The organism is Streptomyces sp. NPDC037301 (genome assembly GCF_055602785.1).
Window position 1 is genome coordinate 13,366 of the sequence record NZ_JBVJWD010000068.1, and the last position, 15,375, is coordinate 28,740.

A 15,375-nucleotide genomic window follows, 5' to 3' on the forward strand; every position below is an offset into this window, starting at 1 on the left:
ACTCGCTCAGTGCATGGCCCGTGGACTCCCGGCTCCAGGAGCACTCCTCAGTGGCCCGTGTGGTTCCCTGCCCACACCGTGGGGGTCCGGCCCGACCACGGGCTTGCCTGTTCGAGTTGTCCGGCGAGGCGGAAGAGGTGGCCTTCGAGCCCGTATCCGGCGGCGAACTGCATGCCGATCGGGAGCCCTGTCTCCGCGTCGGCCGTCACAGGCACGGACATGGCGGGCGTGCCCGCCACATTGAACGCCGCGGTGAACGGTGAAAGATCAAAGAGGCGGCGAAGCCAGCCAAGGCCGTCCAGTGTCTCCGCACCCTCCGCATGAGTGCCCAAGGGCAGGGGAAGCTCCGGCAAGGTCGGGGTGAGCAGCATGTCGTGAGCGTCGAAGTACCGTGCCAGGCTTCGAGCGACCCGGTTGCGGATCGCGAGAGCGGTGACGAACTGGGCGCCACTGACCCGCTGTCCGTAGTGGTAGCTGGCAAGGGTGGGCGGTTCGAGGGTAGAGGAGTCGACGGGCCGGCCGTAGGCGGCAGCCAGCTCGTCGACCGAGGCCGTGAGATTCGCCGTCCACTGACGGGCGCCGGCCAGGACGAACTCCTCCCAGTCGGCCCCGAGGTCGACCTTGACCTCCTCCACCTGGTGGCCGAGGGATTCGAGCAGCCGCACGGTGCGAGAGAGGGCGTCGGCCACTGGTGCGGTGGTGCGGCGTCCGCCCCACGCCTGGGTGAGGACACCGATCCGCAGCGAGCCCGGGTGGCGGGTGACTTCCTCCGCGTACGGCCGGGACGGCTCCTGGGCGAAGTAGGGGTCACCCGGTTCCGGGCCGCGCATCTGGTCGAGCAGCGCCGCACTGTCGCGTACCGTGCGGCTGACGCTGCCCTGCACGGCCAGGCCGTTGAAGACCTCGTCGAAGTCGGGGCCCACGGAGACCCGGCCACGGGTGGGCTTCAACCCGAAGAGGCCGTTACAGGCGGCGGGGACGCGGATCGAACCGGCGGCGTCGGTGGCGTGCGCGATCGGGACCACGCCGGCAGCGACGGCCGCGCCCGCGCCCCCGCTGGATCCGCCCGCGCTGCGCGCCAGGTCCCACGGGTTGCGGGTCGCGCCGTACAGCGCTGGTTCCGTCGTGTTGCTGTAGGCCATCTCCGGTGTCGCGGTACGCCCGAACGTCACGAGGCCGGCGCGACGGAAGCGCAGCATCAGGGAGGAGTCGGCGCCGGCGACGTTGCCGGACGCGAGACGGCTGCCCAGCTCCATTCGCCGCCCGGCCATGGAGACTCCGATGTCCTTGATCAGGAAAGGGACGCCGGCCAGAGGTGCGCTGCCGGGGGGCGGGCCCGTCGTCGGCCGGCCATGTCTCCACGATGGCGTTGATCCGCGGATTGACCGCCTGCGCGGCCTCGCGTGCGGCTGCTTCCAGTTCGGCGGGGGTCACCTCGCCCTTGGCCACCAGCTTCGCGAGCCCGACCGCGTCGAAGCTCACGTACTCGGTAATCCTCACTGTCACTCCCAGCAGAAAGAGCGGTACTGATGAGTACCAGATGATACCTATCGGTATCGTATGGAACGGACTGGTACCGTAACAGGGGCTGAGTGGCCCCACAGCGGACCTGACGTCACGGAGCAGTTATGGCAGCAAGCGCCAGCAGGCCGAGCAGGGTGGCGAAATTGCCGCCTCGTGAGCGCATCCTCGACGCCGCGGAAGAGCTCTTCCAGAGCGAGGGGATCCGGCGGGTGGGCGTCCAGGCGATCGCCGAGCGGGCCGAGACCACCAAAATGGCGATCTACCGGCACTTCGAAACCAAGGACGCGCTGGTCGCGGAGTGGCTGCGGATCGTCGCCGCCGACTACCAGGCGGCTTTCGACCGGGTCGAGGCCGAACACCCCGGCCGGCCCAGGGACCAGATCCTTGGCCTGGCCCGCTTCATCGCCGAGGGATTGCCGGCGATCTCGCACCGGGGCTGCCCGTTCATCAACTCCATCGCCGAGCTGTCCGACCGCTCCCATCCCGCACGGCAAGTGATCGAGAAGCACAAGGCCCACCAGACCCGCAGACTGGTCGGCATGTGCACCGAGGCCGGGCTGCCCGACCCTGAGCAGGCCGCGGCCGCGATCACCTTCGTACTAGAAGGCGCGCAGGTCAGCACACACAACGGAAGCATCGATCAAGCGGGGGACCGCCTGATGAGAATCGTCGAGGGGGTCCTGGCTCAGCACCGCTCCCCCCTCGGCGCATCCCGGGCAACCACCGACTGACCGCCCCGCACCCGCGTCCCCGATACCGAGAACCAGGTGCGCGTTCGCCCAAGTTCACCGGAACGCTTGTCTCCGAGTGCCGGATGCCTGACTCCCCGGCGTCTGTGCCATCTGTCCTGCTCAGCGGTCTGCTCCGCTGTCGCGGTAAACCGCGCATTTGCTGCGACAGCGGATCGCCCCACCAGGGACAACGGTCACGTTTCCGCAGGTGGGGTGTACGCATTTACTCCGACAGACCCTGATGGTCCATCACTCTCAGCTACATGCCCGTCTGCCGTAGCTACACGAGAACCGGGCCGATGAAGAAGTTGGCGGAGCCAGGACTGGCGGAGACGAACGGCAAAGACGGCAAGCACCCGATCTGGAACCTGACCCCGGCGGGGCAGAAGGCTCTGGTCGAAGGCAACGAGCTGCCGCCCCGCCCGAAAGCCGGCACCGGAGCGAAAGCGGTTAGGGCCGGGTTCGGTCCGCACGGCGTCGCGGTGACGGACACGGTCCTCGCCTACGGCGGCCGACGCCATCTGACCGACTGGCAGGTGGAGGTCAACCACGCCATCAAGGAGACCGGCCTGAGCTTCAACACCGACGCCGTGCTCGCCCTGCCGACCAAGACCAGCGAGGTCCGCCTCTTCGAGCTCGACAACGGGACGATGTCCCAGGCCCGCCTCGCGAAGGAGGCCTGGGACTACGAGCGCTACGCCGGGCACCGCGTCTGGGAAGGAGCGCGCGGCACCATCGGCGGCACGTTCCCGTTCTGGTCGCGCCACCGCTACACCCGCAGCGAGCGCGTCCCGACGCTGCATGTCGTCCTGGTGGGCAAGGCGGAGCACCTGCTCGACAACCGACGCCAGGCGCTCGCCGCTGATGTCCAGGGCATCACCATCGCCGTCTGGTGAACACCCTGCCCCGGCTCCAGCGCGGCGAGCCCTGGTACGAGATCGGCGTCGACGACCCGCACCGCCGTCGCGAGCGTAACCCGGAGCCGGCGGGCCGCTGAGCCCGCGTGTGGGGCAAGCTCTCCGCGAGAGGGGCTTGCCCCGTTCCGGCTCGCGCACGGCCACCCGGGCCCTGCGGGGCAGGCTTGCCCGGCGCAGCATGCCGGGGTGAGGAACCGAGGTGACCAGATGAGGGTGTTCGACGTCGGCGAGACGGTGGTGCGGCGGGACATGTACCGCGGCCGGGTGTGGAGCGAGCAGGCGCTGCGCGTCCTCGAGGACACCGGCACGGCGCTGGTGACCGCCTGTACGCCCGGGGCTGAGGCGCTGTGGCCGTCGCTGTACGCCAAGGCCCGCGCCGACGGCGACCGCTCGGTGCGCACCGAGGCGTTCGACGCGATGGCGACGGGGGAGTGGGAGCTCGCGCCCGGTCGGTGGCAAGAGACCGAGCTACTCCTGTGGAAGCCGCCCGCGGCGTGGTTCAGCATCAACGCCTTCTTCACCGGCGACGGGCTGCGGAACTGGTACGTCAACTTCGAGCACCCCACCCGCCGCACCGATGACGGGTTCGACACCTTGGACCTGACCGTCGACCTTGTCATCGACCCCGACCTGAGCACGTGGACGTGGAAGGACGAAGACGAGTACGCCCACGTCCGGCGCCTGGGCATCGTCACCGACTCCGAGCACCAGGCGGTGGAGCTCGCCCGCGCCCAGGTCCTCGCGATGCTCGATGAGCGGGCCGGGCCGTTTGCGGACGCCGACCGGTGGGCGGCCTGGGGCTGGGATGCAGCCTGGCCGCCGCCGAACCTTCCCCGGCAGCCCCTGGGCGGGCTGATCCGGTCGGCCGCGGGCCTGGCTATCGGAGGTAGTTCTGCTGCCACTCCAGCGACGGCATGGACACCGCGGCCTCGGCGAGGGCCTTCGCCGACGGCGTCTTGAGCGACGCGAGGCTGGTGTCGATCCAGTTCTGGGTGATGCTGTAGCCCTGTTCCCCCTCTCTGTCAGCCTTGGGTGAGACGTCCCGCTTCGCCGGGTTAGCGTGAGAGGGCACGACAGGAGAAACACCCCCCTCATGACCAGCACCAACCCCGCCGAGCTCGATCCGGCCTTTAAGCCGAAGCGCCGTTCCTTCAGTCCCGAGCACAAGCTGCGGATCGTGGCCGAGTGTGACGCCGCGCCCAAGAATGAGAAGGGCGCTGTCCTGCGCCGCGAGCGCCTGTACTACTCGCAGATACCTCAGAAAGTGTGGATCAACGACCGAGCCAAGCGCAGCAGGGAACCCGGACCACAAACCTCATAGCATCACGACCGTCTCACTGGACTTGAAATCTTCCGGCAGCGCCTGCGTCGGCGAGGCCGAGGGGGGCGGGGTGGCTGGTTGGAAGGCCGGCGCGGCGTGATTGCCCGCTGCATTCGGCCCAGTAGCGGAGTTTGCGGGACTCCCACGAGGAGTGGCGGCTCATGGCAGTGCCTTCCCGACATTCCTTGGCCCGATCCCGGCACGCCAATGAAGACTGACGAGCTGCTGTGTGTGGTCTCGGTGGTGCAGGCCGGTGCAATGCCACGCTCCTTGCGTTCCAGTACGCCGGATCGGGCGGTGGTCGGAACGTGGCCCGCCTCGGGCCATGCCCGGCCATCATGCAGCAGAGTCGCGTCTCAGGACGGGCGACATCGTCACGGCTTCACCCGGACGGGTTCGGTACTTGGCCTCACCGGACTGGTCTGGCTAGGGAAGGGGGCAGGTGAGCGGGAGGAGGCGTTCGCTCAGCTGCCCGGTGAGGTGGGTGTCGGTGAGGGTGGCTTGGGTGAGCCAGTCCGCTGCGGTCAGCTGGTCGGCTAGGTGCTGCAGCTCTCCGGGATCTACCGGGATCCAGGCGTCGAGAGAGTCCAGGGCGATGCCCTGACCGCCGGGGCCGAGTCGTCCGTCGGTGCTGGTCTGGGTGGCCAGCGTCAGGGCGAGCAGCCGGGCGGCCGCGGGGGCCTTGGCCTTGCGGAGCTTCTTGTCCGAGACGACTTTCTGGGCCCAGCCGCTGAGCTTGGGGCGCATTTTCTTGCCGAACGTGAACGGGCCCGGGCTGTCCCCGTGGGGCGTGAGGGACGGGACGGTGACAGGGGTGGGGTTCTCCGGCCGGGAGGCGAGCAGGTCACCGGTGGTGCCGGGGATGCTCAGCCAGCCGCAGCCGGTCAGTTTCCCGACCAGGTCGTCCGGGTCGGTCAGGCCCAGCGCGGTGACGTCCTGCCCGACGACATTGCCGGTGCCGGTGTGCGCGGTGCGCAGGGTCAGCATCAGCACCAGCAGCCGTGCCTCCGGGCCCGGCAGCGGGCTGTGGTCGGCCACGTGCGCGAGGACAGAGCGCGCGTGTGCCCACTGAGTCGGCACGGTCAGCAGGCGGGCCACGGCCGGCCCGTGGCTGTCCGCGCTGCGGCCGGTGCGCTGCAGGTGCTGGGAGCGGGCAGCGGTGGCGGCCTGCTCGGCGCGCCGTGCCTCCAGCCGCAGATTGACGTCGCCGGTGACCTCGGCCCAGGTGATGAAGGCGCGCGCCTTGCGCTCGTGCAGGTCGGCGAGCAGTACCAGGTCGGGTTCGGTGCGCTGCTGGTAGGCACGGAACAGATCACCGAGCTCGACGAGCTCGTCACGCAGGACGACGGGCCGCAGATCGTGCGGGATGACCCGTTGTGCGATCTTCCCGTGCGGAGGGCGGCGCCATACGGGGGCTGAGCGGGGCGGCGGCACCTGGCGCGGGCCGGCCGCGGGCGAGGGACGGTCGGAGAACTGCGGAACGTCAGCAGGAGCGGTCGACGGGCGGTCGGCGGTAGCCGGGTTTTCGGCCGCCGGGCCGGAGGGGGCCTGAGCGGTGGCGACGACCTTCGCGCCGGGCGTCGCGGCCGCGCAGCGTGAACAGCACTCCATGACCTGCCACCAGCGGCCTTCCCGATCGGTGACCACAGCCAGGACGACCGCCCCACCGCACCGCCAGGGCTGCGCACGCATCTGCCGGTCGGCGGTACGGATGTGGGTGTGGCAGCTCTCCGCTCTGCATGCGCAGTACGCCTGGGCCCGAGGCGCCGCAGCAGCCTTCAGGTGAGCCTTCAGGTGGGCGACTGCGGCCGCACGGCCGGCGGCTGCGGACGGCAGCCGCTGCTGCGCACAGGACGGGCGGCTGCATGAGATGCGCACCGCTGTACTGCGTCGCCCGGCAGGGTCCAGGCGTACGGTCCATCTGCGCCCCAGGACACGCTCGTCCAGTTCGCTCGCCGCGGCCTCCGTCATCCTGCTGTTCCTCTCGTTCCATGTCCCCGCCGTCTGCACCGTTCCCGTCATCACGGGCGGGGCGTGTCAGCCGGGCCTACCGTACGCGGCAGGCGGCCCCGTTGACTGGTAACTCGCCCTACTCACCGGGACCGGGGCGAGCGCCGTTCTCTCTATGGAATCGGGGCTGAGCTGACATCGGCCCTGCTGGGCGGCGGGTTCTCCTTGCGGGAGGGAGGGTGGTGTGCAGCTGGAACTGCTGCTGCGCGAGGACCGGTTCCGGGTGGTCGACTCCGCCCACCCGGATGGGCACGCGTGGACACTGCGCGAGTACATGGACGACTGGAACAAGGACCTGGCAGCAGACGCGGAACGGACCGGGGGAGTACGACCTCCTGCCAGACGAGCAGGCCGTGATCGAGATGCTCCATGACTGGCATCGCAGCGACAGCATCAGCGTCACCCGCGACGGTGTCATTAGGTGGAGGCCCCTGTGACGGACGCTCTGGCCCGTGCTGGGACGCTGAACTGGCATTGAACACGTGCGGTTCGCGGGGACGCGGCTGTGCCGTCGACGGCGAGGAACAGCGCGTCGTCGGGGCCGGCCTGGGCGGCGAGACCCGGGCGCTGTACGAGAACGAGCCGGACGTCAAGAAGGTCGTCGACGGCGCCAAGGGCGTCGAGGGCCTGATCTGCAATACCGGTGTCCACGCGGCTGCCGTCATTCTGTCGAAGACACGTCTCACTGACCGCATTCCGCTCCACAGACCGACGCCCGGAAGCTGGGCGTTCAGGTGCTCCAGCCGGACATCAACGAGTCCGTCGCCAACTTCACCGCCATCGGGAACGACGTGCGGTTCGGGCTCCGTTCAGTGCGTAACGTCGGCGAGGGCGTCATCGACTCCCTGGTCGATTCCCGCAAGTCCAAGGGGAAGTACGCCTCCTTCGCCGACTTCCTCGACAAGGCCGACATCGGGGCCCTCAACAAGCGGGCTGTCGAGTCACTGATCAAGGCCGGCGCCTTCGACTCGCTTCAGCACAGCCGCAAGGGGCTGTCTGCCGTACACGAGGACGCCATCGACGCGATCATCCCGGTGAAGAAGCAGGCCGCGATCGGTCAGGACGATCTGTTCGGCGACCTTGGCAGCGACAGCGACGAGCCGGCCTTCGGCCTGGACTTCCCCATCGACGACAGCGAGTGGCCCCGCAAGCAGTTGCTGGCCGCAGAGCGCGACATGCTCGGCCTGTACGTCTCCGCGCACCCGCTGGACGGCACCGAGCACATCCTGTCCCGCAACCGGGACACCACGATCAGCGACCTCCTCGGCTCAGGCCGCACGGAAGGCACCGTTCAGCTCTCCGGCCTCATCACCAGCGTGGACCGCCGGATGACCAAACAGGGCAATGCCTGGGCGATCATCAACCTCGCGGACCGCGACGGCGAGATGGAGATCCTTCTCTTCCCGGCCACCTACAACCTGGTCCAGCATGCTCTGATCGCCGACACCGTCGTCTCCGTCCAGGGACGCCTCAACGACCGTGACGGCGCGGTCAGTATCTACAGGCCAGGTGCTGGACGTCTCCTCAGCAGAGAGCGGCGGCCGGCCGCCGGTCACGCTGTCGTTCCCTGCTCATAAAATCAACGAGCCGACGGTTTCCGAGCGGAAGCGCATCCTCGCCGCGCACAAGGGCGAGAGCCCGGTACGGATGCGAGTTCAGACGCCCGCAAAGACTGTCCTGTACGAGCTGGGCTTCCTGGTGGACCCGACCTCGATCGCCTCCGACATCAAGGGCACCTTTGGCCCTGACGCCTGGCAGGGCGTGGCGTGAGAGATGAGGACGGCGGAATCGTTTTACGGCTCGCCGATCCACCGGACTGCGCACGGTGCGGAGGACCGGGGCTGCTTCTGGCCCGGTTCCCGCATACCTGGAATGATGGCCGCCCTTGCACCGGGGAGCCCGCTCAGCACCTGCAGCCTGTGTCAGCTGACACGTCCGCCGACAAGGTGCTGGCTGACGCAGGCCATGCCAAAGAGGTGCACAGTATTCGGGAGGCGGTGCTGTGCCCGGTCTGTGATCGCGGGGAGCCGGCCTCGGACAGGCGCCTGGCATTCTTCGTGCTCCACGAGGCGCTGGCTACCTCCGAACTCGAGGCCTTCCACGTCCTCGTCACTGCCTGGGTAGCGGTTGCGCGTGACCGCAAGGCCGACCAGCACCAGCTCGACGACGAATTCCAGCGTTGGCGTAACGGGAAACTCTAGACAGCTGGTGTGCCGACGAGAAGGCTCTCATCGGCGCACGATCATGCGGGTTGGGTAGGGCCTGTCCGGCGGACCTTGCCGGACAGGCCGCTGGTCCCGAGGAGGGCTCAGCGCTTGAGCGTGAAGGTGAAGTCGCCGGAGGGCTTGCCGCTCAGCCGGACTGCCGAAACGAGTTTCCCTTCCGTGATCAGTCTCTCGACCTCGGCCCGCGAAAGACCGCAATCTTCAGCGATCAGTCGCACCGGCCGCACAGGTATCCGCGCCGCAAGGCGGACCGAGACCTGGCCAACACCGGCACAGGCGCCCACCGGCCGCGGTGCGCCCGGTGCGGCGGCGGACCGTACGGCGACTGCCAGGCCGGCCGCTCGGTTCGAGCCGAGCCGCCCACGTCGCGGCGCCTTACGACCGGATCCTGGAGCAGTTCAGCTGTCAGGCCAGGGTCGTTGTCATGCAGCCGGTCCAGCAGCTCAGGTCGTACGGAGCGCACATTCATTCGCTCCAGGACCGTGAGCTTTGCAGTTTCCCCGCAAGCGGTACAGAGCGCGAGGAGCCAGGCGTCGATGAGCTTGTGGTTTGCGTTGACGCGAAATTTACCGCTTGCCCGGAAGTGCTCGGACGCGCACGCGTGGCAACGGCGGGGAACGAGCGGCAGGCAGGTGGGCATGACCACCCAGTTTTCGAGCACAGAAGTACACCGGTTTCAGTGAGAAGTCCGCAGCAAAAAGGAGCGCGGCGCATATGCGCGACGCGCGACGATTCAGCGCTCGGGAGGTCTCACAGGGTGTACAACGGCGTGTCCTTGGCTAGGCGACTTGGTTCGGCAGCACGGTAATGGCGCGCAGCGGCGCTGTTCCACCGGTTTTCGAGCGCCTCACCGCCAGGTTCTGTCCGGCGGATCACGGACGAAGCCAGAGCCAGATCGCGGCGACGGTGACGGTGCCGTGGAAGACGTAGGCCCGCTTGTCGAACCTCGTCGCGACGGCCCGGATGTTCTTGAGGGCGTTGATCGTCCGCTCAACTTCGTTCCTCCGCTCGTAGATCGTCTTGTCGAAGCTGGTGGGCCGGCCTCCCCTGCTGGGGTCTGGCCGAGATACGGGTCAAAGGGGCAATGAGTTGATCTTGAAGCCCTGAGAGCCCCCTGTCCCGTCACCCGTTCGGCTCAGTGTCGTTGGTTGTGATGTTGTCGTCTGGGCACGGGGCGGGATTGTGACCTCGATCGAGCGGACCGCGTATCCGCGGTTCAAGCGGCTGATCACCGCGCACGAGCTGTATCTGTTCTTCTCACCGACTCGCGACGAGCTTCAGTGGGCGGCCGATGCCACGGATGGTGATGAGCATCTGCTGGCCTTGCTGCTGATGCTGAAGTCGTACCAGCGCATGGGCTGTTTCCCCGCGCTGGAGGAGGTTCCGGCGCAGGTGGTGGAGTTCGTCCAGCGGCAGGTGGAGCTGCCGGAGGGCACGCTGCCGGTGTACCGGGCGGAGAGGACCGCCAAGCACCACCGGGCCCTGGTCCGCAAGAAGGGCGACGTGGAATACGACGAGGGCGAGGCCCGGAGGATCGCCGAGCGGTCGATTCGCAAGGAGGCCGCGGCGAAGAACCGGCCGGCGGATCTGATCAACATCGCGCTGGAGAAGGTCGTGGAGGCCGGGCTGGAGCTGCCGGGGTTCTCGACCTTCGACAAGATGGCCTCGAAGATCCGCACTGAAGTGAACGCGTCGATCCGTGAGGGCATCCACGACCGGATGAGCCCCATTCAGTGGGCCGGGTTGCCCCGGTTACTGGAGGAGCGCGACAGCGACGGCACGACGCTGTTCAACCGGTTGAAGAAGCCCGCCAAGGGGCCGACCTGGTCGCACTTCAAGAACCTGGCCAAGCGCCTGGAGTGGGTGGACGAGCTCGGCGACACGTCGATGTGGATGGAGTCGGTGGCCACGGGGAAGATCACCGACTTCGCCGTGGAGGCGGACGCGGCGGACGCCTCGGAGCTGCAGGACTACGCGCCCATCAAGCAGGTCGCGCTGATCGCGTGTCTAACACACAAGGCGAGGATGCGGGTCTGCGACGACCTGGCGACGATGTTCTGCAAGCGGGTGGCCACGAAGATCAAGAAGGCCAAGGAGGAGTTGGAGGAGATCCGGCTTGCCGAGCGGGAGAACGTTGAGGCCCCGATCGGGAACTACCGCACCGTGCTCAAGAACATCGACGCCGACGGCCCCACCCAGGAGGCGCTACAGAAGGCTGCGTCCATGACCGCCGAGGTCCGTCAGGCGCTGGAGGGCCTGCGACGAGGCGCCGGTGGACGAGGTCGCCCAGCAGCTGGACGGCAAGGTCTCCCCGGCGGTCCTCGCGATGGCCAAGGCCCTGGTGGTGCAGGCCGGGGGCCTGGGCCAGGTTACCAAGGCGGTGGAGGGCTTCGGCGGGTTCGACAAGCAGTACGAGCAGATCGAGAAGGTATCCGCCCACCATGGCAACTTCTGGGAGGTGCTGCTGTACGGGCAGATCGGCCGGGACCGCGCGGTCATGTTCGACCTGGCTGCGAAGCTGGAGTTCACCGAAACGTCCGAAGACCGGCGGGTGCTGGACGCGCTCGCGCACGCCCAGCGGCACCAGAACGCCCGCGGCGAGTACATCCCGGCCTTCGACGAGGAGGGCCGGGATGTGGACATCTCCTTCCCCACGCAGAACTGGCGCAAGGCCGTGGTCGACAAGACCCGCTCGGGGCAGTTCGTGCGCAAGCACTTCGAGGCGATGATCTTCACCGCGCTCGCTGAGGAACTGCGCACCAGCGACGTCGCGGTGGTCGGCTCGGAGGAGTACGCGGACTGGTCCAAGCAGCTGCTGGACTGGGAGGTCGTGAAGGAGAAGCTGGGCTCCTACCTGGTCGAGGTCGGCCTGTGCGAGGAGGGCGAGACCGTCGCGTTCGATGCGAAGGTCTTCCGACGGCAGCTGGAGGACAAACTGCGCGACGCCGCCGCGGCGGCGGATGCCGGGTACCCGGACAACGAGGGTCTGGTGATCGACCCCGAGACCGGTATCCCGTCGCTGAAGCCGCACCGTTCGGAGGGGCAGCGGCCCTCGGCGAAGCGCCGGGAGCAGGAGATCAAGGCCAGGATGCCGGAGCGCTCGTTGATGGGGATCGTGGCCCGGACCGCGTACTGGGTGGATTGGTGGCAGCGCTTCGGCCCGGCGTCGGGCAACGAGCCGAAGCTGGATGACCCGTTTGGCCGCTACGTCATCACGACCTTCGTGAAGGGCACGAATATGGGCCCGTACGAGGCCGCCCGGCACATCCCCGGGGTGAGCGGGCACGAGCTGTCGTACACGGCGAACCGGCACTTCTCGATCGTGCTGCTGAACGAGGCGATCGCCGACCTGGTCAACGCGCATGCCCGCCTGGACATTTCCCAGGCGTGGGGTGACGGCACCGCGGTGGCCGCCGACGGCACTCACATGGACACCTACAAGCACAGTGACCACCCTGCCCCGCCAGCGAGGCTTGACCGAGCAGGCCGCCGACGCCGCGATCGACACCGCCTGCCGCCTCCTGCGGCTGCCGTCGATCCGGCACGAGTTCAACGACATCGCAGACCGGGCGGTCAAGGACCAGATGACCTATCGCGGCTTTCTCGCAGAACTGCTGATGGCCGAGTGTGACGACCGGGCCCGCCGCCGTTCGGAACGGCGGATCAAAGCAGCGGGCTTCCCGCGGGAGAAGTCCCTGCGGGCCTTCGACTTCGACGCCAACCCGAACATCGACGCAGCGACCATCCACACCCTCGCCAGCTGCGAGTGGATCAAGAAGAGCCAGCCTCTCTGCCTGATCGGCGACTCCGGCACCGGCAAGTCCCACATGCTCATCGCCCTGGGCACCGAAGCGGCCATGAAGGGCTACCGCGTCCGCTACACGCTCGCCACGAAGCTGGTGAACGAGCTGGTCGAGGCCGCCGACGAGAAGCAGTTGAACAAGACCATCGCCCGCTACGGCCGTGTCGACCTTCTCTGCATTGATGAGCTCGGCTACATGGAACTGGACCGCCACGGCGCTGAACTGCTGTTCCAGGTGCTGACCGAGCGCGAGGAGAAGAACAGCGTCGCCATCGCGTCCAACGAGTCTTTTGGGGCTGGACCAAGACGTTCACGGATCCTCGCCTCTGTGCGGCCATCGTCGACCGCCTGACCTTCAACGGCACGATCATCGAGACCGGCACGGACTCCTATCGCCTCGCCAGCACCAGGGCCCGAGCCGAAGAGCCCGCCGCGGCCAGCTGACACCTGCGGGTTCAGTCACAACGGCTTGCCGCCCTCACGGGCGGCAAGCCGTCCCAGCACGGACGTCATTCTGGCCGGCCTCGGGGTGCGACGGGTGGCGGTGGCTTATCCCTGTTTCCGCATGGCGTGGCCGATCGCGGAGGCGACGTCTTTGGCGATGTGGGTTGGCTGGTAGGAGTCCTGGGACCAGGGCCGGCCGGCCGTCACCCATAGGCTTCCAAGCCCGAGTGCTCCGGCGCCGGCGATGTCGGCATGCGGTGAATCGCTGATGACTCACGCACCAAGCAGAGGAATGCTGACGGTTGCTGCTGCAGCATGGAAGATTTCCGGTTCGGGCTCCTTGTGACCGACGGTCTCGGAGATCACCCAGCCCTGGACGAGTTCGTCGAGCCCGGTGTTGCGGATCTCCACTTGCTGCTGGACGGTGCGGCCGTTGGTGACGATCACACAGGTCCAGCCGTCGGCCTGGGCCTTGCATCTGCTGCCCAAAGTGCCGGACAAACGCTGCTGCTGAAGGTGAACGAAGCCACTCGCGCGATGCCCCGTGACACAATGCCGCGCATGAACGATTCGGCCACGACAGCCATGGCCCAGCAGGTGCGCCGGCGATGGCGCGACCGGGAGGCGCCCGACGGGGACTTCATCGTGTTCGCCGACGGCTCTCTCACCGTGATGGATCTGCTGCGTGTGCAGCCGCCCGACCGGCTCGACGATCCGCAGGCCGAGAGCTGGCACTGGACCGAGGCCCTGTGCGCCACCGAATGGAGTACCGACAGCTGGGTGGAGGTCGACTCCGCGCTCGCCACGCACACCCACGAGGGAAGCCGCGCCTGGGCGGGAGAGTCCGCCCATCACGGATCCATCGGCTGGGTCGCGCTGACCCGGGACGACGACGAGAGCACCCTGGAATGGCTCGCCGTCTCCAACTGGTCCAATCCGTTCCACGAAGTCACCCTGGACAACACCGCGGTGACCGCGGGCAGCACCTCCGGCCGGATCTGGACCTTCCCTCGGAACGCGCCCCAGAAAGTAAGGATCACCGACGACCCGGCCTACCCGGGCCGTCGCCGCTGAGCGTACCGCCTCCCTCACGATGACCGTCCTCGTGATGTGTCGATGTGTCGATGTGCCGATGTGCCGTCAGGCAGCCACGCGGGGGCGACCTCGCCCCAGCCTCGTACCAGTCCGTAACCCCAACAGCGCCAACGCCTCCGCGATCGGGCTGACACAGTGTGTTCAGACAATGTCACCCTTGGGGCCAAGGTCATGAAGCACATCAATTCGGCCAACAAGGTGGTCGTTGACTCGACGCTGCCGCACGCGACACAGGAACTGGTGAAGATCTGCGCAAGCCAGATCAACGGCTGCGGCTTCTGCACCGACATGCACACCAAGGACGCCACCCACGCGAGCGAGACCGCTCAGCGCCTCAACCTGGTGGCGGCCTGGCGGGAGGCCACGGTCTTCACCGACGCCGAACGTGCCGCGCTGGAGTTGGTGGAGCAGGGCAGCCGGATCGCCGCCTTACGGGGGCCCGGGATCCCGAACGGGCTGACCTGCCTCGGATGACCAATTGGGACGGAAACACCCCACGAAGTCTGTGAAGTCGTTCCGTAGATCCCGAGAGTCGGACGGCTTCAGTCGGATCTGCTGACGGCTGTCGGCCCACCAGATCTCGAAATCTGCAACCGTGCCTTCCGCCGGCCAGTCATCGCTCTGTTCCGGAAGCAACAGGACATCGACGAAGCCTCCGACGCTCGGGCCGATGTCCACGAAGATCCCGATTGCACCGGGACGAGGAACCTTCACGACGGCGCCCTCGAGAACCTGCCCGAAGCGCAGCCCCCTCCGAATCCGAGCCCACTCGGCATCTGTCACCACGAACGCATCTTCGCACCCGCGTCCAGGTCATGAGCAACTGCACTCGGGCGGCAGAGTCCCGTCACGGACGTCGATCGCCCCGCCCGTCAGGGCGACACAGCGCTGCCGTCACTTCTCGGGTTCTGGCTCACTTTCCGTGGAGCATGAACGCTGAGTGACGGTTGTCGGGCGAGTGAGCCCTGGGGAGAAGTTTCCTGAAATTGACCCCTAGCGGCAATACCGGTGATTTAGGTCTTTTTCCGGGAGGTTGGGGCTGGTTTGGTGGGTCCGACGAGGGTGACGACTGGGGTGTCCGGCCGGGGCTGGTTGTTGTGTTCGGTGCGTTTGAGGGCCCAGTTGGACATCTTGCGTTTGATGACACGGGGATTGGAGCGTAACCGCCGTGGTTCCAGGAGCCGTTGACCGATTTCAAGCTCCATCGCCGACCACATGCGCACCGACCTGGTCGCCGACGCACTGCGGATGGCAGCCTCGACCCGTGGCCGCCTGGACGGCGCCGTGTTCCACTCCGACCACGGAG

Annotated in this window: 13 protein-coding genes and 8 pseudogenes; 14 read left to right on the forward strand and 7 right to left on the reverse strand. The window is 67.7% G+C overall.

The annotated features are described in order from the left end of the window. Positions 1-47 precede the first annotated feature (47 nt). A pseudogene (locus ACZ7IB_RS44205) lies at positions 48-1,500 on the reverse strand (amidase). 128 nt (positions 1,501-1,628) lie between these two features. Between ACZ7IB_RS44205 and ACZ7IB_RS44210 the strand changes: the two are divergent. The 4 genes from ACZ7IB_RS44210 to ACZ7IB_RS44225 all read left to right on the forward strand — a co-directional run bounded on the left by ACZ7IB_RS44210 (position 1,629) and on the right by ACZ7IB_RS44225 (position 4,493). Beyond that, positions 1,629-2,255 (forward strand): TetR/AcrR family transcriptional regulator, encoded by a 627-nt coding sequence (locus ACZ7IB_RS44210; RefSeq protein WP_470920674.1) that lies wholly within the window; start codon positions 1,629-1,631, stop codon positions 2,253-2,255. Positions 2,256-2,554: 299 nt separating this feature from the next. Continuing rightward, positions 2,555-3,151 carry a replication-relaxation family protein gene (locus tag ACZ7IB_RS44215; RefSeq protein WP_470920675.1) on the forward strand — a complete coding sequence of 199 codons (597 nt, stop codon included), beginning with the start codon at positions 2,555-2,557 and terminating at the stop codon, positions 3,149-3,151. Positions 3,152-3,379: 228 nt separating this feature from the next. Then, positions 3,380-4,132 carry a ribonuclease FAU-1 family protein gene (locus ACZ7IB_RS44220; RefSeq protein ID WP_470920677.1) on the forward strand — a complete coding sequence of 251 codons (753 nt, stop codon included), beginning with the start codon at positions 3,380-3,382 and terminating at the stop codon, positions 4,130-4,132. A 133-nt stretch (positions 4,133-4,265) separates the two neighbouring features. Next, a complete protein-coding gene (locus ACZ7IB_RS44225) occupies positions 4,266-4,493 on the forward strand; it encodes a hypothetical protein (RefSeq protein ID WP_470920679.1) in 228 nt (75 codons plus the stop codon). 426 nt (positions 4,494-4,919) lie between these two features. Here the strand turns inward: ACZ7IB_RS44225 and ACZ7IB_RS44230 are convergent, their stop codons facing one another. Next, entirely contained in the window at positions 4,920-6,464 is a 1,545-nt protein-coding gene (locus ACZ7IB_RS44230) for a hypothetical protein (protein ID WP_470920680.1), read from the reverse strand. 223 nt (positions 6,465-6,687) lie between these two features. On the opposite strand from ACZ7IB_RS44230, the gene ACZ7IB_RS44235 reads away from it, so the two are divergent. The 5 genes and pseudogenes from ACZ7IB_RS44235 (at position 6,688) to ACZ7IB_RS44255 (ending at position 8,704) form a co-directional block, all read left to right on the forward strand. Continuing rightward, on the forward strand, positions 6,688-6,876 hold the full coding sequence (locus tag ACZ7IB_RS44235) for a hypothetical protein (protein ID WP_470920682.1): 189 nt from the start codon (positions 6,688-6,690) through the stop codon (positions 6,874-6,876). Then, positions 6,873-7,151 (forward strand): annotated as a pseudogene (locus ACZ7IB_RS44240) (hypothetical protein); the annotation flags it as partial. The gene ACZ7IB_RS44235 and the pseudogene ACZ7IB_RS44240, both read left to right, overlap by 4 nt. 86 nt (positions 7,152-7,237) lie before the next feature. Beyond that, positions 7,238-8,080 carry a helix-hairpin-helix domain-containing protein gene (locus ACZ7IB_RS44245; RefSeq protein WP_470920683.1) on the forward strand — a complete coding sequence of 281 codons (843 nt, stop codon included), beginning with the start codon at positions 7,238-7,240 and terminating at the stop codon, positions 8,078-8,080. Positions 8,081-8,150: 70 nt separating this feature from the next. Further along, the gene (locus ACZ7IB_RS44250) at positions 8,151-8,273 is read left to right on the forward strand and encodes a hypothetical protein (protein WP_470920684.1); all 123 of its coding nucleotides are present in this window, start codon (positions 8,151-8,153) and stop codon (positions 8,271-8,273) included. Continuing rightward, complete coding sequence (locus tag ACZ7IB_RS44255; RefSeq protein WP_470920686.1) at positions 8,270-8,704, forward strand: DUF6300 family protein; 435 nt, start codon at positions 8,270-8,272, stop codon at positions 8,702-8,704. The genes ACZ7IB_RS44250 and ACZ7IB_RS44255 overlap by 4 nt, the downstream gene beginning before the upstream one ends. Positions 8,705-8,811: 107 nt before the next feature. Here ACZ7IB_RS44255 and ACZ7IB_RS44260 read toward each other — a convergent pair. After that, positions 8,812-9,389, reverse strand: a pseudogene (locus ACZ7IB_RS44260) (DUF1062 domain-containing protein). 211 nt (positions 9,390-9,600) lie between these two features. Continuing rightward, a pseudogene (locus tag ACZ7IB_RS44265) lies at positions 9,601-9,780 on the reverse strand (IS5/IS1182 family transposase); the annotation flags it as partial. Positions 9,781-9,910: 130 nt separating this feature from the next. On the opposite strand from ACZ7IB_RS44265, the pseudogene ACZ7IB_RS44270 reads away from it, so the two are divergent. Beyond that, a pseudogene (locus ACZ7IB_RS44270) lies at positions 9,911-10,339 on the forward strand (DUF4158 domain-containing protein); the annotation flags it as partial. A 119-nt stretch (positions 10,340-10,458) separates the two neighbouring features. Here the strand turns inward: ACZ7IB_RS44270 and ACZ7IB_RS44275 are convergent. Then, entirely contained in the window at positions 10,459-10,650 is a 192-nt protein-coding gene (locus ACZ7IB_RS44275; protein WP_470920693.1) for a hypothetical protein, read from the reverse strand. A 1,184-nt stretch (positions 10,651-11,834) separates the two neighbouring features. Here ACZ7IB_RS44275 and ACZ7IB_RS44280 point away from each other — a divergent pair. After that, a pseudogene (locus ACZ7IB_RS44280) lies at positions 11,835-12,167 on the forward strand (Tn3 family transposase); the annotation flags it as partial. Positions 12,168-12,174: 7 nt separating this feature from the next. Beyond that, positions 12,175-12,974, forward strand: a pseudogene (istB, locus tag ACZ7IB_RS44285) (IS21-like element helper ATPase IstB). A 105-nt stretch (positions 12,975-13,079) separates the two neighbouring features. On the opposite strand, the gene ACZ7IB_RS44290 reads toward istB, so the two are convergent. Both ACZ7IB_RS44290 and ACZ7IB_RS44295 read right to left on the reverse strand, forming a co-directional pair. Continuing rightward, the gene (locus ACZ7IB_RS44290) at positions 13,080-13,244 is read right to left on the reverse strand and encodes an HAD hydrolase-like protein (protein WP_470920692.1); all 165 of its coding nucleotides are present in this window, start codon (positions 13,242-13,244) and stop codon (positions 13,080-13,082) included. A gap of 3 nt (positions 13,245-13,247) precedes the next feature. Next, on the reverse strand, positions 13,248-13,475 hold the full coding sequence (locus tag ACZ7IB_RS44295) for an HAD family hydrolase (protein ID WP_470920688.1): 228 nt from the start codon (positions 13,473-13,475) through the stop codon (positions 13,248-13,250). A 60-nt stretch (positions 13,476-13,535) separates the two neighbouring features. Between ACZ7IB_RS44295 and ACZ7IB_RS44300 the strand changes: the two genes are divergently transcribed. Both ACZ7IB_RS44300 and ACZ7IB_RS44305 read left to right on the forward strand, forming a co-directional pair. Further along, positions 13,536-14,048: a hypothetical protein gene (locus tag ACZ7IB_RS44300; protein WP_470920690.1), complete on the forward strand. Its 513-nt coding sequence runs from the start codon at positions 13,536-13,538 to the stop codon at positions 14,046-14,048. A 192-nt stretch (positions 14,049-14,240) separates the two neighbouring features. Further along, positions 14,241-14,507, forward strand: a pseudogene (locus ACZ7IB_RS44305) (carboxymuconolactone decarboxylase family protein); the annotation flags it as partial. Positions 14,508-15,375: the final 868 nt, after the last annotated feature.